The organism is Micromonospora sp. A200, assembly GCF_029893845.1.
GTDB lineage: Bacteria > Actinomycetota > Actinomycetes > Mycobacteriales > Micromonosporaceae > Micromonospora > Micromonospora purpureochromogenes.
Genome location: NZ_JARXXY010000022.1, coordinates 99,289 through 120,446, shown reverse-complemented (window position 1 = coordinate 120,446; position 21,158 = coordinate 99,289). Strand labels below are relative to the sequence as shown.

17 protein-coding genes and 1 riboswitch are annotated in these 21,158 nt (G+C 71.0%); of the genes, 7 read left to right on the top strand and 10 right to left on the bottom strand.

Annotated elements, in window-relative coordinates:
* Positions 1–118 precede the first annotated feature (118 nt).
* The 4 genes from M2302_RS21715 to M2302_RS21700 form a co-directional block, all read right to left on the bottom strand.
* Positions 119–820, bottom strand: coding sequence for a C39 family peptidase (locus tag M2302_RS21715; protein WP_280839694.1), 702 nt, complete (start codon positions 818–820; stop codon positions 119–121).
* Positions 821–1,375: 555 nt separating this feature from the next.
* On the bottom strand, positions 1,376–2,359 hold the full coding sequence (locus tag M2302_RS21710) for a hypothetical protein (protein ID WP_280839693.1): 984 nt from the start codon (positions 2,357–2,359) through the stop codon (positions 1,376–1,378).
* The gene (locus M2302_RS21705; protein ID WP_280839692.1) at positions 2,359–2,961 is read right to left on the bottom strand and encodes a DUF6114 domain-containing protein; all 603 of its coding nucleotides are present in this window, start codon (positions 2,959–2,961) and stop codon (positions 2,359–2,361) included. The genes M2302_RS21710 and M2302_RS21705 overlap by 1 nt, the downstream gene beginning before the upstream one ends.
* A 70-nt stretch (positions 2,962–3,031) precedes the next feature.
* Entirely contained in the window at positions 3,032–3,643 is a 612-nt protein-coding gene (locus tag M2302_RS21700; RefSeq protein ID WP_280839691.1) for a DUF6230 family protein, read from the bottom strand.
* A 304-nt stretch (positions 3,644–3,947) separates the two neighbouring features.
* Here M2302_RS21700 and M2302_RS21695 point away from each other — a divergent pair, with 304 nt between their 5' ends.
* The 5 genes from M2302_RS21695 to M2302_RS21675 all read left to right on the top strand — a co-directional run bounded on the left by M2302_RS21695 (position 3,948) and on the right by M2302_RS21675 (position 11,335).
* Positions 3,948–6,011 carry a gamma-glutamyltransferase gene (locus M2302_RS21695; RefSeq protein WP_280839690.1) on the top strand — a complete coding sequence of 688 codons (2,064 nt, stop codon included), beginning with the start codon at positions 3,948–3,950 and terminating at the stop codon, positions 6,009–6,011.
* A 196-nt stretch (positions 6,012–6,207) separates the two neighbouring features.
* Positions 6,208–8,523 carry a HAMP domain-containing protein gene (locus M2302_RS21690; RefSeq protein WP_280839689.1) on the top strand — a complete coding sequence of 772 codons (2,316 nt, stop codon included), beginning with the start codon at positions 6,208–6,210 and terminating at the stop codon, positions 8,521–8,523.
* A gap of 1 nt (position 8,524) precedes the next feature.
* The gene (gene pgsB, locus M2302_RS21685) at positions 8,525–9,763 is read left to right on the top strand and encodes a poly-gamma-glutamate synthase PgsB (protein ID WP_280839688.1); all 1,239 of its coding nucleotides are present in this window, start codon (positions 8,525–8,527) and stop codon (positions 9,761–9,763) included.
* A complete protein-coding gene (locus M2302_RS21680) occupies positions 9,763–10,248 on the top strand; it encodes a poly-gamma-glutamate biosynthesis protein PgsC/CapC (protein WP_280839687.1) in 486 nt (161 codons plus the stop codon). Before pgsB ends, M2302_RS21680 begins: the two co-directional genes overlap by 1 nt.
* A gap of 37 nt (positions 10,249–10,285) precedes the next feature.
* On the top strand, positions 10,286–11,335 hold the full coding sequence (locus tag M2302_RS21675; protein WP_280839686.1) for an NlpC/P60 family protein: 1,050 nt from the start codon (positions 10,286–10,288) through the stop codon (positions 11,333–11,335).
* 36 nt (positions 11,336–11,371) lie between these two features.
* Here M2302_RS21675 and M2302_RS21670 read toward each other — a convergent pair whose 3' ends face one another.
* The 4 genes from M2302_RS21670 to M2302_RS21655 form a co-directional block, all read right to left on the bottom strand.
* Entirely contained in the window at positions 11,372–12,118 is a 747-nt protein-coding gene (locus tag M2302_RS21670) for an amino acid ABC transporter ATP-binding protein (protein WP_280839685.1), read from the bottom strand.
* Positions 12,115–12,912, bottom strand: coding sequence for an amino acid ABC transporter permease (locus tag M2302_RS21665; protein ID WP_179804698.1), 798 nt, complete (start codon positions 12,910–12,912; stop codon positions 12,115–12,117). Before M2302_RS21665 ends, M2302_RS21670 begins: the two co-directional genes overlap by 4 nt.
* A gap of 43 nt (positions 12,913–12,955) precedes the next feature.
* Positions 12,956–13,816: an ABC transporter substrate-binding protein gene (locus M2302_RS21660; RefSeq protein ID WP_280839684.1), complete on the bottom strand. Its 861-nt coding sequence runs from the start codon at positions 13,814–13,816 to the stop codon at positions 12,956–12,958.
* A 102-nt stretch (positions 13,817–13,918) separates the two neighbouring features.
* Positions 13,919–14,068, bottom strand: coding sequence for a hypothetical protein (locus M2302_RS21655; RefSeq protein ID WP_280839683.1), 150 nt, complete (start codon positions 14,066–14,068; stop codon positions 13,919–13,921).
* Between the two features lie 36 nt (positions 14,069–14,104).
* Positions 14,105–14,216, bottom strand: a riboswitch (SAM riboswitch).
* A 277-nt stretch (positions 14,217–14,493) separates the two neighbouring features.
* Between M2302_RS21655 and M2302_RS21650 the strand changes: the two genes are divergently transcribed.
* Positions 14,494–15,960 carry a pyridoxal-dependent decarboxylase gene (locus M2302_RS21650; RefSeq protein ID WP_280839682.1) on the top strand — a complete coding sequence of 489 codons (1,467 nt, stop codon included), beginning with the start codon at positions 14,494–14,496 and terminating at the stop codon, positions 15,958–15,960.
* A 279-nt stretch (positions 15,961–16,239) separates the two neighbouring features.
* Here the strand turns inward: M2302_RS21650 and wrbA are convergent, their stop codons facing one another.
* Positions 16,240–16,839: an NAD(P)H:quinone oxidoreductase type IV gene (gene wrbA, locus M2302_RS21645; protein WP_088962270.1), complete on the bottom strand. Its 600-nt coding sequence runs from the start codon at positions 16,837–16,839 to the stop codon at positions 16,240–16,242.
* Between the two features lie 1,101 nt (positions 16,840–17,940).
* Between wrbA and M2302_RS21640 the strand changes: the two genes are divergently transcribed.
* Entirely contained in the window at positions 17,941–19,773 is a 1,833-nt protein-coding gene (locus M2302_RS21640; protein WP_280839681.1) for a hypothetical protein, read from the top strand.
* Positions 19,774–19,835: 62 nt separating this feature from the next.
* Here M2302_RS21640 and M2302_RS21635 read toward each other — a convergent pair whose 3' ends face one another.
* Positions 19,836–21,086: a Gfo/Idh/MocA family oxidoreductase gene (locus M2302_RS21635; protein WP_280839680.1), complete on the bottom strand. Its 1,251-nt coding sequence runs from the start codon at positions 21,084–21,086 to the stop codon at positions 19,836–19,838.
* Between the last annotated feature and the right edge of the window lie 72 nt (positions 21,087–21,158).

The following is a 21,158-nucleotide window of genomic DNA, read 5'->3' as shown; positions in this document are numbered from 1 at the left end:
CGCGAGGATCAGTTGGCCCGCGGAGGCCCGCCCCACCACCCGGTGGGGAGTCGCTCGCCCACCCGGCGAGGATCCACAACACCCACCGGACACCCGGTGAACGTTAGTGGACACCGCACTAGCTCGAGTAGCCGCGCGCGGCGATCCAGTCGGCGAGCTTGTCGTCGGTCATCCAGTAGGTCTTCGTCGGGTCGTACGGGTCGGCGACCTTCATGGTGTCACCGCCGTCGCGGTATCCAACGATCGTCAGATAGTGTCCGCCCTCGTACGAGTAGCGGTTGCCCTCGGTGTCGACCGAGGTGCCCATGATGTTGGCTACCACGCCCCGGTTGGCGTCGACCGCCTCCACCACGTCGGTGCGCAGCTCGGCCTCCTGCTGCGGGTCTGCCTCGGCGCCCTCGATCTCGGTGGTCTCGTAGCCGCCGGCGGTCATCTCGTTGAGCACGCGGGTGGTGGCGTCGACCGAGTCGGTGCCGGCCTGCGTGGTGCCCAGCTTGTCGGCGACCTCACGTTGGCTCACCACCTTGCCCTGCGTGGACAGGGCGATCCGGGTCGCGGCGGGTGCGCAGTAGTACTCGTTCGGCTGCCGCTGATAGTCGTAGTGCAGCACCCGCTGACCATCCTCCGGCGGCGGAGGCGCCGGCGGGGGCGCGGGCGGCGGCGGAGGCTGGTCGACGGAGGCGGGCACGCTCTGCACCTGTGCCGGTTGCGACGGTGTCATCGGATCGGCGGACGCCTGAGCGGCGATCGCCGAACCGGTGAAGGCGCCGCTGGCCAGCACGGCAACGGACAGCACGCTCTTACGGCACAGGGAATTCATGGTGATGCTCCCCTCGACTGGTCTTACCGGCTTCGCCCGCCGCTTACCCGGGCCTGGTCTGCGAAAACGCGCGACACTACCCGAGTAGCGGGGGTTCCGGCCGGCTTTGCCCAATCACGCGCGGAAATCCCGCAGGACGAGTAGAAGCGGCTCGGGGCGCGCGCAGGCTGGTGCGAAAGGTGGCGGTGGGACCGGGTGCGACGGAAGTGATCTCGGTGCCGGTCGTCGCACGCGGGCAGCGCCCCTGCTGATGAATTCTGGGCGGCATAGGCCAGGCCGCGTGGGTTGTCGTAGCCGTCCGCGAGGTCCGACGGGCCGGCCTGCGTTGACGGGTGGAATGGTCATCGAGCCGGGGCGTCGCACTGACGTCCGTGGCGGCGGATAGGGCAATCGGGCCGCCCACCGCCTCGTGGTGGCTTCCGAATGGCCTGCCGTCGCAGTCAGGTGGGTGCGTGAGCCACGGTGCCGCAGGGCGTCGCTGGCCCCGACCGCGCCGGGGTTGAGGATTGCGGATCTGACGTGTCCAGCCCGGCCCTGAGCACACCTCGCGGGTCGTCAGTTCACGCTGAGCTTCAGCGCCGGCCGGGCGGTGAGCGAGCTGCCCTCCAGGAAGGCCAGGTCGACAGCCACGCCACTGAACGTGACCGGGCCCGGCGAGGTGGTGGCGATCCCCGGGGGGAGCGGCAGGTCCGGGCTCAGGGTGATCGTCACGCCCAGGATTCGTCCGACGAAACGGGTGGCGTAGACGGCGACCTCGCCGCTGAGCGTCAGCTGATCGGTGGCGACCCGCACGGTGCGGCCGGCCGGGCCGGGCGTACGCAGCCGGGCGTCGTCGGTCATCACCCGATCCATGCTGAACTTCAAGGCCCGCAGGGTGCCGCCGGCGGTGGGCAGCTCGACGATCCCCTCGATCCGCAGCCTCGTCATGGTCATGGCGGAACCGGTCAGGTGGACCGGGCTCTTTGCCACCAGCGGCTGGCCGGGGTCGGTGGGGATCCGCGGCAGGGTTCTCCCCGCCCCGGGGGCGGTCGGGGTCGGCTCGGGACGGGCGCAGTCGAGAGCCAGGACGATCGGCCCGGAGCTGGCGGCCAGCAGGGTCGCGGGCGGTGGCGGACCGGGCGCGACCGCATGCTCCGGCTGCGTCCCGGCAGCCTCCTCGTCGCTCTGGCCCCCGTGGAACGGGCCGAGGCCGCTGAGGGCGAGGATGTTCCGGTTCGCCGTGGCGTACCCGCTCGGGCTGATCGAGGACGAACCGGCCGGCCCGGCCGGCGCCGGTTCGGTCGGGCAGGTGGGTCCGTCCCGAGCCGGGGCGGGTACGGCCGACGCCCGCGCCGGGCCGGGCGCGACGAGCGTCACGGTGGCGGAGATCCCGAGCAGCCCCACCAGCGCCGCGACGAACCGTAGGCCGCGCTGCGGGGAACCCGGCTGCTCGGGCTTCGTCCGCTCGGTTGGCCAGAGCCGCGGGGCCGCAGCGGACTCCTGGTACGCGCCGGGCGACGGCCGGGTGAGGTGCAGCCCCAGGCTGTCCCGGCCGAACATCAGTTCGTCGACGAGGGCCGGCTGCCCGTGCTGGGGGCAGCGTCGGGGGCCGACAGGTCAGCTCCCGTACCGGCCGGGCGCTGGTCCGGTCCCGGCCCGTCCTCCGGCGTCCCGGGCCGCGCCGTCCGGTCGCTCGCGGCCTCGTCGGGCCCGCTCGCGTCGTCCGCCGGCTCGTCGGGCGCCCCTGCCTCGCCGGCCGGCGGGGCGCTCGGCGGGGTGTTCGGCGTCCAGGCGAAGCCGAGGGCGCTGCCGAGCAGGCCGAGAAGCAGACCGACGAAGAAGCCGCCGAGGTTCACCCCGATCAGCGAGAAGAGCGCGGTCACGGCGGCGACCACGGCGTAGAGGACCCGGTGTGGGGGCTTGAACCACATCAGCAGCCCACAGGTCACCAGGATGGCGGGGATCAGCCAGGACAGGAAGCCGGTCGTCCCCGTCTGGAGAGTGAGACCGGCGAGCGACATCTGGGTGGTGCCGAAGATCTGCAGACCGGCCAGTGCGGTGAACAGGCCGCCCCAGAATGGTCGGGTCCGCCGCCAGCGGCGGAAGCCGCGCAGGTCGCGTAGCCGCTCCGGCCGGGCGTTCCGCGGTTCGCCGTTGTCCACCCATGCCTCCTGCCGAGTGAGGGGTCGAGCGCGCAGCCCCCGCCACACGGTGAGCGGGGCGGTGGTCAGCTCAGAAGCACTCCTTGGCGGCCGCGCCCGTTCTGACCTTCAGCTTCAATCCGGTGAGGTTGAACGTCCGGGCCTCGGTGGAGCGGGCCACCTGGCGGAGGTTCGTGATCGTGACGGTGTCGGCCTGCTGGCCGAACGTCCCCCGGGGACCCCTCGCGTTGGGGGGGCCGCCCTCGAGGGTCGACGCGTCCCGGTTGATCTGGATGTTCGTGAACCGGGCGTCACCCTCGAGTTGTTCGGCGTCGATCAGCAGGTCACTGGCGGTGGCCGGCCGGCCGCCGCCGCCGGCGTTGATGGTGATCACGGCGGGCGCGCCGGGCACCCGCACCGACTGACAGAGGTCGAAGAGCTCTGCCCTGCGGATACCGGTGGTCGCCACAATGTGCCTCGTCCCGTCGACCTCCTGGGCGACGCCGCCGTACTGGACGAAGCCCTCACCGCGCAGCTCCGAGGCGGAGACCTTGAACGTCTGCCCGGAGACGGCGAACGAGGCGGCCATGGCGCCGTTGGCCATGCCGAGCACGATCGCGCCGGCGACCGCGGTCGCTGGGAGCGCCAGGGCGGCGAAGCGCCGCCAACGGGTACGTCCTGGGATGTCGGACCTCTCCTGCACGGTTCCTCCTCAGGGTGGATGTCGTGCCGGTGGTCGGACGAGCGCCAACGAGGGCTCGTGGGCCAGCTGGGCGATGACGAGGCCGAGATGGGCCATCCCCCTGCGCATGCGCCAGCAGGCACCGCCACTCCGACGCTAACACGCTGTAGACAGTCGGGGGCGGATTCGTCACTTAGGGTCAGGTGCTCTGGGTGGATTTGGCGCTGCGGTTCGTTCGCGGCACTGCTCGCTGCCACCTTCGACACCTTCGTCCCAGCCGCCACGACTTCTCGCGATGCCCTGCGGGGTCACCCGAACGAGCACCATGATGCCGGTGTCGGGTGCCTTTCCACGTCGGTGCGTCGACGACTGTGCCCGCGTGCAACCGAATGTGCCAGCCCAACGGCGGGAGCCGTCCCTTCGGACCGGACAGCAGGGCGAAGGCCTCACGCGATCCGAGCAGATCCGTGTTCCGAGGCCACGGCACCAATCCTGGGGAGGTTGTTGGATGTACGCACGGAAGCGGCGCTTCTACCTGTCCGCGCTGGTGCTGACGCTCGTCTTTCCGGCCCTGTCGTCAGCGGTCACCGGAGCGAACACGGCCGCGGCGCGTGCCGACTCGTGCGCGAATCCCACCACCGGCCGGGAAGCCGACGCCGTGGGTCGGAAGTTCATGGTGGCGGCGGCCAATCCCTTCGCGGTGCAGGCGGGTTGCAAAGTCCTCGCCAAGGGCGGCACGGCCGCGGATGCGGCGGTGGCCGTGCAGGCGGTCCTGGCCGTCGTGGAGCCACACGCCTCCGGGCTGACCGGTGGCACGCTCATCAACTACTGGGATCCCGACAAACACACGGTGCGGTATTTCGACGGCATGTCCCGAGCACCGAAGAACGTGCCGCAGAACCTGATGAGTCCCACCGAGCAGGAGCGCAAGGCGCTCGGCGTCGACCGCTTCCCGTACGCGGCGTCGGCGACGGCCCGGGCGTTCGCCGTCCCGGGCACGCTGCGGGTGCTCGCGAACGTCCACGAGGCGTACGGGGATCTCCCCTGGAACCAGCTCTTCGACGACGCCATCAACCTGGCCGCGGACGGCTTCCCCATGCCGGAAGCCCTGAGCAGTGGGCTCGACGAGCGCAATAACGGGCGCAAGCGCTGCAACTACCCCGATCTGCGCCCCCGTTACTGCAACGGCGACAAGGCCAAGAAGCCGGGTACGACGATTCGCAACCCGGAGATCGCGCAGGTGTTGCGGGAGGTTCGGGACGGCGGGGCGGATGCCTTCTACGACCCGAACGGCAAGATCGCCCCGGCGATCGTGCAGCATGCGGCGAAGGGCCCGATCAAGCTGAAGGGAAACACCGCCGGACCGGTCGTGATCCCTACTCTCATGACCGCCGAGGACTTCGCCGAATACGCCCCCATCGAACGCAAACCGCTGTGCCGGAAGGTGCTGGGCGTGCTGGTGTGCACGTCGGCGCCGCCCGCGTTCGGGGGAGTGTCCGTACTGGAGATGCTGGGCCTGCTCGACCGCGGCAAGGTCGGCGAGAGCGAGCCGGACTCGGCCGATCGGATGCACCTCTTCGTCGAGGTCAGCCGCCTGGCGAACTTCGATCGCCGGGCGTACATCGGGGACCCGGCCTACCACAAGGTGCCGGCGGCCGGCCTGCTGGACAGCAAGTATCTCGACCAGCGCTTCTCCCTCTATTCTCCGGACCGGGCGATCGACCCGGTCAAACCGGGGGAGCCGCCGGAGCGGACCCCTCCCGGGCCCACCGGCGACGTCCCGAGCACCATCGACGTCGGCGACCCGACCAGCAACGTGAGCATCGTGGACAGCGACGGCGACGCCATCTCCATGACGACCACCATCAACACGCACTTCGGAGCGCACATCGAGGCGAGGGGGATGATCCTCAACAACGCGATGAACAACTTCACCGACACGTCGTCGGTCTCACCCGGCAAGCCGGTGAACGTCATGCAGTCGAACAAGCGCCCCACCGCGTCGATGGCGCCGACCATCGTCCTCGATGAACAGGGACGGAACCTGAAGCTGGTGGTGGGCGCGGCCGGCGGCTCGCACATCCCGGACTACGTGACCCAGGCGCTGGTCGGTGTGATCGTCGACGGCATGGGGCCGGCCGAGGCCATCGACCAGGGGCATTTCAGCGGGCAGGACATCACGCGCAAGTGCGGCGGGTCGGTCGGGGCGCCTTCCGAACTCGAAGCGGGCCGGCGGATCAGCGCGATCATGGCCGAACTCGTGGTCCGGGAGCATCCGTGTCCCCGGCTCATCGCACTGGACAGCGGTCTCACCGCGATCGAGGTACGCGGCGACCAGCTTCTCGGCGCGGCGGACAAGCGCCGGGACGGCAGCGCGATCGGGCGCTGACGTACCGGTTCACCTCCGCGGTGTGAGGCGGCCTCACCCCGCCGGCCACCACGCTGGTGCCACCGCTCGACGCGGCCGCGACGCGGATTCGACCCCCGGCGAGTTCATCCCGGTCGGGTGAAGTCTCCTCACCCTGCCGAGCTCGATGATCGACATGACGCGCAAGTTCCGATGTCGCCGAGAGCGAAGGGTCGCCATGAAGAGCAAGAACGGAGGCGAGCAGCCCGCCCCCGACCGGGGCCGCGATCAGCAGCCCTTCCGCGGCCGCGCGTCCGTGCCGTCAATGCCCTCCGACCCACCCCAGGAGCAGGCGGTCCCGTGGCGGCGGCGGGCGCTGGACCAGCAGCTCCCGGCGGCCGGCTTTCCCGCCGGCTCCGGTAAGCCGGCACTGCTGTATCTCTGGGCGATCATGGGGCTGGCGGCCGCCATCGTGCTCGGGTTCGCCATCAACAACCAACGGGGCGTCCCTCCGGCCGTCGTCGACTCGCAGCGGGACAACGTGTCGAAGGTCGCCTCCAGCATGCGGCTGACCATCAACCACTACGTGGAGGACCTCGACCAGCGCATCGTGTCTCGGCCCCCGACGACGCCCGACCCCGAGTTCGTCAAGCAGGTGGTGGGCAACGGTACGGAGTGGACCGGGGCCGTGATCGTGGAGACCGCCTCGCGGCGCCCGTTGGCCACCGCCGGCACCGGCGTACCGATGGAGCTGCTGCCACCGACGCTTCCCGCCAAGGACACGTTCCCGATCACCACTCCGGACGGGCCGACGCTGGTCCGCAGCGTCGCGCTGGACGGTTCGCGGACGCTGCTGGCGACCCAACCGCTCGACGTGGACGAACTCCGCCTCAACCCCAACGCCCGACAGGGCATCTTCGTCATCACGCCGGACGGCAAGAGCACCCTGATGCAGGGGGTCAGCGCCGTACCCGATGTCCACCTGCCGGTGGTCTTCCAGGAGCTGGCCGGGTCCCAGTCCACCGAGGGCCACCCGATCCGGGTGACGGAGTGGCTGAACAAGCAACTGGTCGTCTCCTCCGCTCCGGTGGGGGAGACCGGGGCGACGGTGGCGACCCTCATCGTCGCCGAGGAAACGGGCGGCACTTCCACCCTGCACGGCTTCCTGCTCGGCCTGACCCTGCTGGCGATGGCGGTGCCCAGCTTCCTGCTGATGCGGCTGGCACTGGTCAGCCCCGTCCGGTCGCTGCTGGAGCGGGCCAAGGCTGACGCCTGCGGTGAGGTCCCCAACAAGCGGTTCCCGTTGCGCATCGCGGAGGCCCACCGCATCGCCCGGGCACTGTCCCTCACGTCCGACGATCCATCGTCCGGCACCGCCGGCCGGAAGCGCTGGCGGTGGCGGTGGCGACCGACCGCGAACCAGGGCCTGGCCCTGGCCACCGTCGTGGCGCTGCTCTGGCCGGCGGCGGCGGTGGCCTACACGCTGAGCTCACCTGAGCCGCCGATCCCCAACCAACTCGTCCGGGACGAGGAGAGCAGGGCCGAGGCGGCGAGCAACGTGATGGGCAAGGCGCTGAACAACGGCCTGCAGACGGTGACCCGGATCTCCCAGGCCTCGGAGTCGACGCCCGACCTGGCTCAACTGGCCCCGCAGCTGAAGCAGGAACTGGCCGACAAACACCGCTTCCGCAGCCTCTACCTGATGGACCCGAACGGATCGGTCGTCAGCGCCGCGGGACGGGAGCCGCTGCGCAAGGAGCCGCTGCGCGGTGAGACCGGCATCGAATTGGACGGCGCAACCGCGCGCGTGCCGCTGGTGTACGCCTTCCGGGTCGCTCCCAACGGCGTCGCGACCGTCGGCGAGTTCGACATCGACTACCTGCTGGAGATGATCCGGGCGGTGGACGGGCAGGTACGGGTCGTCGACGAGGATCTGCGTACCGTCTTCGACTCCAACGGCTTCCGCGCCTTCCAGCAGTTGGAGGGCACCGCCCGGGTCGCCGCGTCCGAGGCGCTGAAGGGCGGCACCGTGGGTATGGCGAAGACGCCGGACGGCAGGCCGGCGCTGATCGCCGCCGCCGGTCTGAACAAGCCGAACACCGTCGCTCCGCTGAAGTGGTCGCTGGTGGTGGAGCAGGACCTGGCCGGGCTGCGGCTGCCGGAGAGCGACGGCCGGCGGTGGACGCTGCTCGTCGCCGGTGCCACGACGGGCGTGGTGCTGCTGACCCAGACGTGGCAGTACTTCGTCTTCGCGCGGCCACTGCGCCGCCTCGCCGGGCAGGCCGACCGGATCAGCGACGGGGACGTGGAGGAGCCGATCTCGCCGCAACGCCACGACGACATCGGGGCGCTGGCGATGTGCCTGGAGGTCTGCCGCCAGGTCCGGCACACCGGCTCCGGCCGGCTGGGCGGTGCCAGCCGGCTGCGCGGCACGGAGGACGACCGCACCGTCGTCCTCCCCGAGGTCCCGCCGCAACCCGAAGCCGGTCGGGCCACTCTCTGGTACAGCGAGAGTGCCGACACCCGCGCCGACGACCGAGACGAAAGGAGCTGACGTGGTATACCTCTACGTCGTTTTCGTCCTCTGCTGTGTGGCCCTGTTCGGCGCGGGGATGGTCGAGCAGCGTAACCACTATCGCAACCTGAACATGATTCCGGACCGGGTGCTGGTCAACGGCATCCGGGGCAAGAGCTCGATCACCCGGCTCTGTGCCGGCGCGTTGCGCGGCGGTGGGCGGGTGGTCGTGGCCAAGACCACCGGCACGGCCGCCCGGTTCATCTTTCCGGACGCCAGCGAGGAGCCGGTGCACCGCAAGTTCGGCATCGCCAACGTGGTCGAGCAGATCGGCATCGTGCGGCGGGCCGCCGTCTACCACCCGGACGCTCTGGTCATGGAGTGCATGGCGGTGATGCCGGCGCTGCAGGAGGTCAACCAGAGCAAGCTGATCCGGTCGAACATCGGGGTGCTGTGCAACGTGCGCGAGGACCATCTCGCCGAGATGGGGCCGACGCTGGACGATGTCGCCCGGTCGCTGAGCCGGTCCATGCCGATCGGCGGCACCTGCATCACCGCCGAGCGGGAACGGCTCGCGATCCTGCAGGAGGAGGCCGAGCGGCGGGACTGCCGCCTGATCGCGGTCGACCCGGAATCGGTCAGCGACCACGAGATGAACGGATTCGGCTGGATCACCTTCAAGGAGAACGTCGCGATCGCGCTGGCCGTCGCCGGCGAACTGGGCGTCGACCGGCAGAGCGCGCTCAAGGGCATGTGGGAGGCGCCGCCCGACCCGGGCGTGCTCTCCGTGGCCCGGGTGATGCACGGCGACAAGCGGTTCCGGTTCGCGAACATCTTCGCCGCCAACGACCCCGAGTCGACCTTCATGAACATCCAGCAACTGGAGGACCAGCAGCTCATCACCCGACCGCTCACCATGGTGATCAATTGCCGGCCGGACCGGATCGAGCGAAACGGGCAGATGGGCGAGCTGAGCGGCCGCGTGAAACCGGAGACCATCGTCCTGATCGGAGAGGTCACCAAGAGTGCCCGGACGACCGTGCCCGCGGACCTGCAGGACCGCGTGGTCGACCTCGGCGGCAAACCGGACCCGGACAGCCTGCTGCAGGGCGTGAGCGCGGCGACCCCGGACGACTCCTCGATCGTCGCCGTCGGGAACATCCACGGGCAGGGTGAGGTGCTGGTCCACCAGCTGGCGACACTGCCGGGCTGGACCTGCGAGGACGGCTCTCCCTCCGCCTCCACCCTTCGTACGTCGACCGGAGAAGGGAGCCATTGATGACGTTCGGCGGAGAACTCAGCGCCCAGCTGGCCACGGCGAGCCTCGGCATCGGGCTGGTGTTCGCCCTGCTGTGTTACCTGACCACCAACCTCTCGCCCGGGGGCATGATCACCCCGGGCTGGATCGCGTTGACCCTCATCGAGGACCAGCTCCAGTCGGTGATCGTGGTCGCGGTCACCATCGTCACCTACCTCATCGCCCGGCTGATGCACCGGGTGATCATCCTGTACGGAAAGCGGCTGTTCGCCGCCATCGTGCTGGTCAGCGTCCTGCTGCAACTGACCATGTTCGTGCTCGTCCAGCGCGACCTGCCACTGCTGTTCGCCCACCAGACGCTGGGCTTCGTGATTCCCGGGCTGATCGCCTACCAGCTCGTGCGCCAGCCGCCCAGGGCGACCATCCTGGCCACCGTCATCGTGACGGCGATCACGTTCGGCATCACGTACAGCGGCGTGGTCGCGGGCTTCGTGCCGGTGACCTGACCCTTCCTGGCAAACGTCTTCGAAAGGAGAAGCAGGAATGAGCTACCGCAGGTACCTCCGCAGGCCGGCCGTGTCGAGCGTCGTCGGGCTCGTCCTGCTGATCACCGCGAGCATGCTCACCTACCTGGTGGCCCGGCCGTCGCCGGCCGACGAACGCGAGCTGACCCTGGGCCTGGCGAAGGCGACCGAGGGCCAGGCGGCCGGCGCGTCGGGCTACCACTACCAGCGGTCGTCCGAACCGGACCGTACGGAGATCATCGACTCGTCGGGGGAGCCGGTCGCGGTCATGACCGACGGCGCGCGGACCGCGCACATCTACGGTCCGTCCCGGACGTTCGAGGAGCCGAGCTTCACGGACGCGAAGGTCGAGACCGACATGTGGGTCCGGCTCGCGCCGCAGCCGTGGCGGGCCGGCGCCGAACAGGAGCAGTGGTTCATCGACTGGTTCGCCGCGGCCCGCCGGGACCGCTCGCCGGACGTGCTGGCGATCTCCTTCGAGTACATCGACGGAGCCCCGGTGAAGCGGGACAACCAGGGGCAGCAGTATTCCGGAGACGCCTCGTTCGGGCCGCCGGACCCGGCGGACCCCGACGGCCGTCAGGAGCGCTCCGACTTCTACGACTACCTGGGCCTGCCCTGGTCCTTCCTGGACGGCAAGGCGGTGGTGCCCGAGCCGCAGCGCAAGCTGGCCCTGGACTGCTCCGGCTACCTGCGGATGGTCTACGGTCACCGGCTCGGGTATCCGCTGCGCGGTACCAACACCCCGGGTGAGGGTCTTCCGCGCCGGGCGTACGCCATGGCGGAGCTGGGCCCGGGTGTTCAGCTGATGCCCAACTCGGGCCAGCGGGCCCGCGGAATCGACAAGCTGCTCCCCGGTGACCTGGTCTTCTTCAACGCCCAGCCGGTACCGAACCGCCAGATCGACCACTCCGGCATCTACCTCGGCATCGACGACGGCGGGCACCACCGGTTCATCTCCAGCCGGTCCCAGACCGACGGTCCCACCATGGGTGACGTCTCCGGCGCACCCCTGCTGGACGGGGTCGGCTACTGGCCGGACAGGTGGCTCACCGCCCGCCGGATCTGACCGGCCCGGGGAGTCCGCCGCTGCCCAGGCGGCTGCTCAGAGCACCTGGGACAGGAAGCGGCGCAGCCGGGGGTGCTCCGGCGCCTCGAAGATCGCGGCCGGCTCCCCGGCCTCCAGGACCACGCCGTGGTCCATGAAGGCGACGGTGTCGGCGACCTCGCGGGCGAAGCCCATCTCGTGGGTGACCACCACCATGGTCATGCCGCCGGCGGACAGGTCGGCCATCACCGCGAGGACGCCCTTGACCAGTTCCGGGTCGAGCGCCGAGGTGGCCTCGTCGAAGAGCATCACCTGCGGTTGCAGCGCCAGCGCCCGGGCGATGGCCACCCGCTGCTGCTGCCCGCCGGACAGGTGCGCAGGTCGGGAGTCCGCCTTGCCGGCCAGCCCGACCAGCTCCAACTGGGCGCGGGCGACCGCGGTGGCCTCGTCCTCGGCGAGCTTCCTGATCCGGCGCAGCGCCAGGGTGATGTTGCGCAGCACGCTCATGTGCGGGAAGAGGTTGAACTGCTGGAAGACCATGCCGACCCGCTGGCGCAGCGCGTCCGGATCGTCACGCAGCACGCTGCGCCCGTCGAGCAGCACGTCACCCCGGTCCGGCTCGATCAGCCGGTTGATGGTGCGCAGCAGGGTGGACTTGCCCGAGCCGGACGGGCCGATCACGCAGGCGGTGCCGCCGCGCCCGACGTCCAGGTCGGCGCCGCGCAGCACCCGGTTGGCGCCGAAGGCGAGGTGGACGTCCCGGACGGCCAGGCTGACCGAGGCGGTGGTGTCGGTGCCGGTCATCGGTGGTCCTTCCCGGTCGGGGTCTGCGGAGGCAGGGCGGTCTCGCCGGCCAGGGCCAGCCCGCCGTCGTCGTCGGGGTCGACGGTCACCGACCGTCCCTGGCGCAGCCGCCGGTCGATCCAGTTGACCGCGTGGGTCAGCGGCACGGTCAACGCCAGGTAGAACAGGCCGGCCAGCAGCAGCGCCGACTCGTTGCCGGTGGTGGCGGCGTAGTCCTGGCCGATCCGGAACAACTCCCGCTGGCTGGCCACCAGGCCGAGGAAGTAGACCAGGCTGGAGTCCTTGATCAGCGCGATCAGCTGGTTGACCCAGGCCGGCAGGACCCGGCGTACCCCCTGCGGGATGATCACCAGCCGCATCGCCTCGCCCCAGGAGAAGCCGAGTGCCCGGGCCCCCTCCAGCTGCGCGGCCTCGACGCTCTGGATGCCGGAGCGGAAGATCTCCCCGATGTACGCGCCGGCGATCAGCGACAGCGCCAGGATGCCCAACGGGTACGGGTTCGGCCCCCAGACCTCCATGCCGAGCGGCGCCAGGCCGACACCGATGAGCAGGATGGTCGCCGCGGCCGGCAGGCCGCGGAAGACGTCCGTGTAGACCCGCGCCGGCCACCGCAACCATCGGGTACGTGAGATGCCGGCGATGGCCAGCAGCATGCCGAGGATCGAGCCGAGCAGGGCGGCGGAGATCGCCAGGATCAGCGTGTTGGGCAGCCCGACGGTCAGCATCTCGGGCAGCGCCTCGCGCATCGAGTCCCCGTCGAAGAAGGTCTCCCAGAGGGTGCTCAAGGTGTCCATCGGTCTCGTCCCCGTCCGCCCTGCTCGCTCGTCATCCGTACCGTCAGGAGGTGGTCGACGCCGACGCCGCCGGCACCGCGACGGCGCCGCTGCCGGGCGTGAAGTCGGCCGGGATCGGCCGGCCCGGGTAGTACTGCGCCTGGAGCCGGGTCCAGGTGCCGTCGGCGATCACCTCGTCGAGGCCCTTGTTCAGGGCCTCGCGCAGCTTGTCGTTGCCCTTGGCGAAGGCGTACGCGGTGGGGGCGGGGCTGAGCTGCTTGGCCGCCACGGTGATCTTGCCGTTGCTGTCCGCCGCCGACTTCTCGCCGATCTCGGCGGGGGCGATCCAGGCGTCGGCGGTGCCGGCCTTGAGCTGGTTGATCGCGCCGTTGTAGTCGGGCACCCGGACCGGGTCGAGGTTCCGGCCGGTGGCGTAGTCGTCCTGCACCGTGCCCTGCACGACGACGACCCGCTTGCCGGCGAGCTGGTCGAAGCCGGTGATCGGGGAACCGGCGGGCACGTCGAGGCCGAAGTAGCCGAAGTCGTAGCCGTTGCCGAAGTCGACGGTCTTCTTGCGCGCCTCGGTGACGGTGATCGAGGAGCTGCCGATGTCGAACTTGCGGTTGTTGACCTGGGACAGCAGCGCGGAGAAGTCGGTCCCGACGAACTCCACCTTCAGGCCGACCTTCGCCGCGGCCGCGGTGAGCAGGTCGTTGTCGAAGCCGGTGAACGTGCCGTCCTTCAGGTACACGTTCGGCGGCGCGTCGGTCAGCGTGCCGGCGCGCAGCACGCCCGGCTGGAGCAGGCCGTACGGGTTGTCGGCGGCCTCGGACGAGTCGTCGCCGCAGGCGGTCAGCGCGGTGGCGGCGAGGACGGCGGCGGCGCCGAGCGCGGCCACCTTGGACAGAGCGGGAAGGAATCGCACAGGTGTCTCCGGGTTGATCGGTCGGCGGGCACACGGGCGCGCCGGGAGACGGCGTGCCGGACCGGCACACCGCTGCGGGTGGTACGAGAAGGGGGTCGTCGACTACGCGGTCGGGCGGCGACAGCCGTCGCTGCAGACCCGCATGAGGTCGACGTGTCGCCGCTTGACCAGCATCAGGCCGGCAGCCGGCGCGTCGGACGGGGCCGTGGACACGGCGCCGCCGACGGGCGGGGCGAAAAGATCAGCAGACATGGTTCTCCTGGGGTCCGTATTGCTGACCTGGGAACCAGGCCACGCTTGCACCGGTGCCACACCGGTGCCTGGTCCTCACCCGGAGCACCCCACCGTGGAGGAGGGTTGCCGGCCAGCGAGCCGGGGCTTGACGCTGGCGCTCATGACCTGCCGAGAAGGCTAGCAGCAGGGCCGGGCCGATCGTCCAGCCGTTATGACGGCCCTCACGTCCGCCCCTTACCGCCGGCCAGCGTCACCAGGCGTCCGGTGCGCCGTCGTCGACGACGTCGCGGGCCACCGCGGCGGAATTGGCCGGCGCGAACCCGGCCGACCGGTGCCAGGGTGGGGGAGGACCGGGCCGGCTCCCGTCGGGATGACGTTGCACCCAGGGCTGCCGCCCCACGGGCACCGAGGACCGCCACCCGACCGCCGAGGAGGGCGCTGCGATGACCGATCCGCTGCGGGACGCCGACGGGGACGAGGCGCTGCGCCGGGTGTACGAGGCGGCCGGGCCGTACCTGTCGTCGTTGGCGGACCGGCCGGTGCACGACCCGGACAGCCAGGCGCTGCTCGGCCAGCTCTGGCACCCGGCCGACGGCGGCGCGCTGCCCGAGCGGGGCGCGGGCGCGGCCGCCGCGCTGGACCGGTTGCTGCGGGTCGGGACGGCCGCGGCCACCCACTCGGCGGGCCCCCGCTTCTTCCACTTCATCATCGGCGGGGTCACCCCGGCCGCCCTCGCCGCCGACTGGACCGCGGCCCTGCTCGACCAGAACGCCGCCTTCCGCGCGTCCTCGCGGCTCGCCAGCGAGGTCGAGACGATCGCGCTGACCTGGCTGCGGGAGCTGTTCGGGCTGCCCGCGACGTACGGCGGCGCGCTGGTCACCAGCGCCACCTTCGCCAACGTCACCGGGCTCGCCGCCGCCACCCACTGGTGGGGCGAGCGGCACGGCGTCGACGTCGCCGCGGACGGGCTGGCCGGGCTGCCCCGGATGCCGGTGCTCTCCGGCGGCTACCTGCATCCCAGCGACCGCAAGGCGTTGCAACTGCTCGGGCACGGCCGCAACAGCGTCGAGATCCACGCCCGGGACGGCGCGGGCCGGGTCGACCTCGTCGCCCTCGACCGGCGGCTCGCCGAGCTGGCCGCCCCGGCGGTGGTGATCGCCAGCGCCGGGGCGGTGGACACCGGTGACTTCGACCCGCTGGCCGACCTCGCCGACATCGCCGAACGGCACAACGCCTGGCTGCACGTCGACGGCGCGTTCGGGATCTTCGCCGCGCTCTCCCCGCGCACCGCCGGGCTGGTCGCCGGCATGGAACGCGCCGACTCGATCGCCGGCGACGGGCACAAGTGGCTCAACGTGCCGTACGAGAGCGGCTTCGCCTTCCTCAAGGACCCGTCCCGGCTGCCGGTCGCGTTCGGCATGCCCGGCGCGGCGTACCTGCCGGGGGAGGGCAGCGCCCTGCCGACACCGGGCGAGGGCGCGGACTACGCCCTGCTCGGCCCGGACTCCTCCCGCCGGGCCCGGTCCCTGCCGATCTGGGCGACCCTGGCCGCGTACGGGCGGGAGGGCTACCGGTCCATGGTGGAACGGCACCTCGACCTGGCCCAGCGCCTGGCGCGCCGGGTCGACGAGACGCCCGAGCTGGAACGCCTCGCCGAGGTGCCGCTCTGCATCGTCTGCTTCCGGGCTCGGCCGGCGGGCGTAGGTGAAGCGGCGCTCGACGAGGTCAACCGGCGGCTCGGCGCGGCCCTGCTCGCCGACGGCCGGGTGTACGCCGGCACCACCGTCCACGACGGACGGGTGGCCCTGCGTCCGGCGATCGTCAACTGGCGCACCACCGAGGCCGACATCGACCTGCTGGTCGACGTGGTCCGCGAACTCACCGCGAAGGTGGTCGCCGAGCTCGGTTGAGGGAGGGTGCATCCACCGGCCGGAGTCGGGGCGAAGCAATGGTCGTGACGACAAGTCACGGATCTGGTCACCGATGAAGGGTTCGCCGATGAAGATCGCACGACTCGCTGCCCGCGTGGCCGCGGGCGCCGTGGGCGTGCAGGCGCGCCATGCCCCGGCCCGCCGGCAGGCCGACCCTCACCGCGGCCGGCGGCGACGTGCTCCGGCTCAACCCGGTGCTGCCCGACGGGGCTCGACCAGCTCGACTCCGCCTCACTGGGTCGTCTCGACCTTCAGATGTCAGCGTTTGCCGGCCTGGCGGACCACTCGCTGCGCCAGGTGATCCAGGGCGGCGAACTGCACCTCGGTCAGCGGGTCGGTGTTGTTGCCGCCCGTGCCGTGGGAGACCCCGTAGGGGTTTCCGTCGGCGAACTTCAATGGGTCGGTGTACCCGGGCGGCACGATGATGCCGCCGAAGTGATAGATGCTGTTGTAGAGAGCTAGCAACGTCGCCTCCTGGCCGCCGTGGGGCGTCTGCGCGGCGGTGAAGCCCGCGTACACCTTGTCGGCCAGCAGGCCCTGCACCCACTGCGGACCAAGGGTGTCCAGGAACTGTTTGAGTTGGCTGGAGACGTTGCCGTAGCGGACCGGGGTGCCCAACAGAACGGCATCAGCCCAGACGACGTCATCCGCGGTGGCCTTCGGCTCGTCCTTGGTCCGGTCGAAGTGTTGGCTCCATGCCGCGTTGGAGGCGATGGCCTCGGCGGGGGCGAGCTCGGGACACTGCCGAAGGCGGACTTCAGCCCCGGCCTTCTGCCCGGCCTCGGCCAGGCGTTCGGCCATCGCATGGACGGTACCGGTAGCCGAGTAGTAGATGACGGACAGCTTGACGCTGGTCATGGCAGCTTCTCCGGCCTGGTGTGGCTGCCCCGCGGGGCAACTGGTTCGATCCTCAGCGAGCCCCAGCTTATGCGCATTTCGCGGCATTTAGCGCCAGTTTTCACCGCATCGGTCCTGACCGGGCCGATGGTGGTGCGCCGGACCGCGAGAGCGTGCAGACCAACGCGGACATGCTGCGACAGCTGCACGCCGCCAGTCGATCTGGGCGCCACGGTGACCGTGATGCAGGAGCGCGACGGGGTCTGCATCGACCGCGACGGCGGCTGGATCGGATGGTGGTGCGGCGGGGGTGGGCAGCGACCGTGTTGGCCCTCGGACACGAACCGAATCCCAACGGTGCGCGGCAAGGTCAACACTTGCCCGCACCGTTTGTGTTTCCGGGTCGTAGGACAGGTGCAGCTCGAGGCTGCGGTAGACCTCGTTCCTGAAGATGTAGGGGTGACGGGATCGGTGCGCCCGTTTCGGCGCGGTGGCGGTGCGAGCCCGCCGGCCGAGCATGTCCCGGACGCGGGCGGTGGGACGCCGGGACCTTGGTTACCGGCAGAACGCCTTCCACGCCACCGACGCCGAACGTGCGACCTTCGTCAGCCGGCTCCGCGGCCTATTCACCAAATGCGCGGCGCTCGGCCCCAGGTCGGACCGGAAGCGACGACTGCTCGCTACCGTGCTCCTGCTCGCACGGGACCAGGCAGCGGGAGAGTGACGCCCCGCGCGGTTCGCGGCGAGAGGCGGCCGGTGGCGCGCCGAGGGTGAGCGGGACACTGTCGGCACGTCCCGATGCCGACGACGGCGTGCGGAAGGCTCCGTCGCCACCGGCATCGACGGCCACCGGCAGGGTTCACCCGTAGGTCCGCAGGGCGTGTCCGATCGTGCCGTCGGGCCCACCGGCGTTGACGGGGGGAGATGCCCGAACCTAGGGTCGGTCGCATTAACGGACAGGGCCGTAACTGGTCCGAGTTCGCGGCCGTCTCTGTGGAAGGGGCAAGAATGTCGGGAGTTGTGTCACGGCGAGCGGCGCTCGCTGGAATCGGTGCGGTAACGGCAGGAGCCGTATTTCCTCGGGAGGCGTACGCGTCCCCCGGCGGCGTCCCGCTCGACGTGGTGATCAGCGACCTCGGCCCCGCCTCGCGGGTGCTGAACTTCGGCAACGGCGTCCGCGTCGGCAACGAGATCTGGTTCGCGACCCGGCAGATCCTGCCCACCCGGGTCGCCGCGTACGACCTGACCGAACGTCGGATTACCAAGACTGCGCTGATCCCCGGGGTGCCCGGTCTGTGGGGTATCGACGCCGTCGGCACGGAACTGTTCGTCAGCTCGTACAGCCCGGGCCTGCTGTTCAAGGTGAACACGGTCACCCTCGCGGTCACGCAGGTGCTCGACCTGCGACAGGAGGTCGGGTGGAGTGTCAAGGCGTCCCCGGACGGCAAGATCTTCGTCGGCACGTACCCGTCGGCCCGGCTCTGGGAGTACGACCCGGCCACCGGGCAGGCGACCGACCACGGCCGGATGGATCCCGACGACACCTACGTCCGCGACCTGGTCGCCACGGAGACGACGGTCTACTGCGGCATCGGCTCGCGCGCCGGCCTCGTCGCCTACGACCGCGACACCGGTACGCGTACCGACATCCTCCCGGCGGCCCTGCGCGGCCGGACCTTCGGCGCGGTCTGCCACCTGGCCGGCGACCACCTCGTGGTCGGGATCTCGCCGACCGCCGAGATCCTGGTCGTCGACACCCGCGACCACAACAGCCACCAGATCCTGTCCACGCCCGACGACTCCTTCGTCGTCGGCATCACCAGCCGCGGCGACGAGATCTTCTACACCACCCGCCCCAGCGGATCGCTGTACCGCTTCACCCTCGGCGACACCACGCCCACCCTGGTCGGCGTGCCGGTCGCCGAGGCGTCCAACGTGCGAATCGGCTTCCTCGACGACGGCCGGCTCTGGGCCGTGCAGGGGGCCGGAGGCATCGTCTACGACCTGACGACCCGGACCACCGAGGCGCTGGACATGAGTTCCCCGGAACTGGCGCCCACCCCGGAACGACCGATGTCGCTCTGCCACGCCGGTGACCGGATCGTCGTCGGAGGCACCCTCGGCGTCCAGGTCGTCTCCACCGAGCCCACGCCCGCCTTCGACACCTACCGGGTGCCCTTCGGTGGCGAGGCCAAAGACATGGACACCTGGCGAGGGGTGACGCACATGGGCGTCTACACCCTGGCCCGCTACCTCACCCTTCCGGTGGGCGACCGGGTCGCGACCGAGGTCGCCCGGGTCGACCCCGGCCAGGAGCAGACCCGCCCGACGTCCCTGGTCGTCGACCGGCGTCGCGGCGTGGTGCTGATGGCCACCGAGCCGGACTACGGCCGGTGGGAGGGTGCGCTCACCATCTTCGACGGGCGGCGCTCCCACACCTGGCGGGGCATCCTGCCGGATCAGACCGTCCAGTCGCTCTGTCCGGACCCGCACGGTGTGTTCCTCGGCGGCAGCGTCATCAACGGCTACGGCACCACCCCGACGACGACGCGCGCCAAGCTCGGATACTTCGACTACCGCACCCAGCGGCTGAGCTGGCTCGTCGAGCCCACGGCCGGCGGGGTGATCGTCGACCTGAAACTGGTCGGCAGGGTGCTCGTCGGGGTGACCCGCGAGGGCGAACTGTTCGGTCTGGATCCGCGTACCCGGACTGTGATGTGGCGGCTCGACGTGGGCCCTGTCGGTGGCAAGCTCGCCGCCATCGACGAGCGGATCTTCGGCACCGACGGGGCACGACTGTGGGCGGTACATGCCGGTCGTCGCAAGCCGTCGCTCACCGTCCTGGCCGACGGGCTCAACCAGTCCTGGTTCGGCGCTCCGGAGGTGGTCACCGACGGCGTGGGCACGCTGTTCACCACCCGTGGGACCAACTTGATCCGGGTCGACCTGGGCTGATGGCGGACCGGGTCGGTGCCGGTCGGCCTCCTCACCGTCCGCGCCCGTGGGGGGTGCTCCGGTCACCCGAGGGTGACCGGAGCACCGCCGGTGAGTCGGCTGCGTTCGGCGGCGAACGCCATCCGGTGGCCGTCCAGCGACTCCCGCGGGCCCGACCGCATCCGCGCCCGGTCGCCGGTCGCCACCGCGTCGACGAAGGCGGCCATCAGACGCATGTCGCCACCGCCGTGACCGGCGGCGGCGTCGGCACCGCCGTCGCGGGTGTCGGTGGCCACCGTACGGCCGCTGACGAAGTCCGTGACCGTCACCCGCTCACCGTCTCCTTCCAGGTAGCCGTGCGTGCCCATGACGCGGGTACGGCGGTGCCCGGCGGGAGTGAAGGCGCTCATGGTGAGGGTCGCCGTGGCTCCACCGGCGAAGGTGACCGTGACGCTCTGATGGTCGGCGACGTCGTTGTCGCCGCGGTACACGCACCGGCCGTACGGACCCTCGCGCAGTGCCCTGTCGACGCCGTCGGCGGTGAGGTCCAGCGTCACCACGGACAGCGGCCAGATGTGGCGCTCCGGAGCGGCGAGGCACTCGTGGTAGAGGCGCCGCGCGGAGTACGGGCAGTCCGGCTCCACGCGGCAGTCCAGGCAGCGGTCCGCGGCGCCTTCGGGGCGCTGGTCCGGCCGGAAGTGCCGCAGCCCTCCGACGCTGCTCACCCGTACCGGCGTGTCGTCGACGATGTAGCGCAGCCAGTCCAGGTCGTGGCAGCACTTGGCGAGCAGGCTGCTGGACGAATCCGCGGCGCGTCGCCAGTTGCCGCGCACGTAGGAGTGCGCGAAGTGCCACCAGCCGACGGGCTCCAGGTGTTCGACCCCGATGACGCGGCCGAGCGAGCCGGCCTCGATGCATCCTCGTACGGCGTCGGTGTACCGGGTGTAGCGCAGGACGTGACAGACGGCGAGCAGCACGCCGCTGCGCTCGGCGGCGTCGGTGACCGCCGCGCACTCCGCCTCGGTCGGGGCGATCGGCTTCTCCAGGAGAACGTGGTATCCGAGCTCGGCGAGACGGGCGGCCGGTTCGGCGTGCTCGCGGTCCGGGGTGGCCAGTACGACGGCATCCGCGAGCCGGGGCCGCGCCACGACGTCCTGCCAGGACCGGTAGCGTCCGCTCTCCGGCACCCGGTGGGCTTCGGCCAGGGCCGACCGGTGCGCGGCCCGGGGATCGGCGACGGCGACGACGCGGGCTCGGTCGGGGTGCCGCAGGGCGTAGCCGGCGTAGGTGCTGCCGCGGTTGCCCGCCCCGACGATGGCGAGGGAAACACTCATCGGTGTCCTTGACTATTTAGGGCGTGGGCTGATCTGTGTCGCCGAGCGTACGAGCAGTGAGGATATGACCTC

What these genes read in the sequence shown, in the direction of transcription:
- M2302_RS21715 (WP_280839694.1), bottom strand. Translation starts at nt 820, where the DNA reads ATGAATTCCCTGTGCCGTAAGAGCGTGCTGTCCGTTGCCGTGCTGGCC.
- M2302_RS21710 (WP_280839693.1), bottom strand. Translation starts at nt 2,359, where the DNA reads ATGTTCGGCCGGGACAGCCTGGGGCTGCACCTCACCCGGCCGTCGCCC.
- M2302_RS21695 (WP_280839690.1), top strand. Translation starts at nt 3,948, where the DNA reads ATGATGCCGGTGTCGGGTGCCTTTCCACGTCGGTGCGTCGACGACTGT.
- M2302_RS21690 (WP_280839689.1), top strand. Translation starts at nt 6,208, where the DNA reads ATGAAGAGCAAGAACGGAGGCGAGCAGCCCGCCCCCGACCGGGGCCGC.
- M2302_RS21680 (WP_280839687.1), top strand. Translation starts at nt 9,763, where the DNA reads ATGACGTTCGGCGGAGAACTCAGCGCCCAGCTGGCCACGGCGAGCCTC.
- M2302_RS21675 (WP_280839686.1), top strand. Translation starts at nt 10,286, where the DNA reads ATGAGCTACCGCAGGTACCTCCGCAGGCCGGCCGTGTCGAGCGTCGTC.
- M2302_RS21670 (WP_280839685.1), bottom strand. Translation starts at nt 12,118, where the DNA reads ATGACCGGCACCGACACCACCGCCTCGGTCAGCCTGGCCGTCCGGGAC.
- M2302_RS21665 (WP_179804698.1), bottom strand. Translation starts at nt 12,912, where the DNA reads ATGGACACCTTGAGCACCCTCTGGGAGACCTTCTTCGACGGGGACTCG.
- M2302_RS21655 (WP_280839683.1), bottom strand. Translation starts at nt 14,068, where the DNA reads ATGTCTGCTGATCTTTTCGCCCCGCCCGTCGGCGGCGCCGTGTCCACG.
- M2302_RS21650 (WP_280839682.1), top strand. Translation starts at nt 14,494, where the DNA reads ATGACCGATCCGCTGCGGGACGCCGACGGGGACGAGGCGCTGCGCCGG.
- wrbA (WP_088962270.1), bottom strand. Translation starts at nt 16,839, where the DNA reads ATGACCAGCGTCAAGCTGTCCGTCATCTACTACTCGGCTACCGGTACC.
- M2302_RS21635 (WP_280839680.1), bottom strand. Translation starts at nt 21,086, where the DNA reads ATGAGTGTTTCCCTCGCCATCGTCGGGGCGGGCAACCGCGGCAGCACC.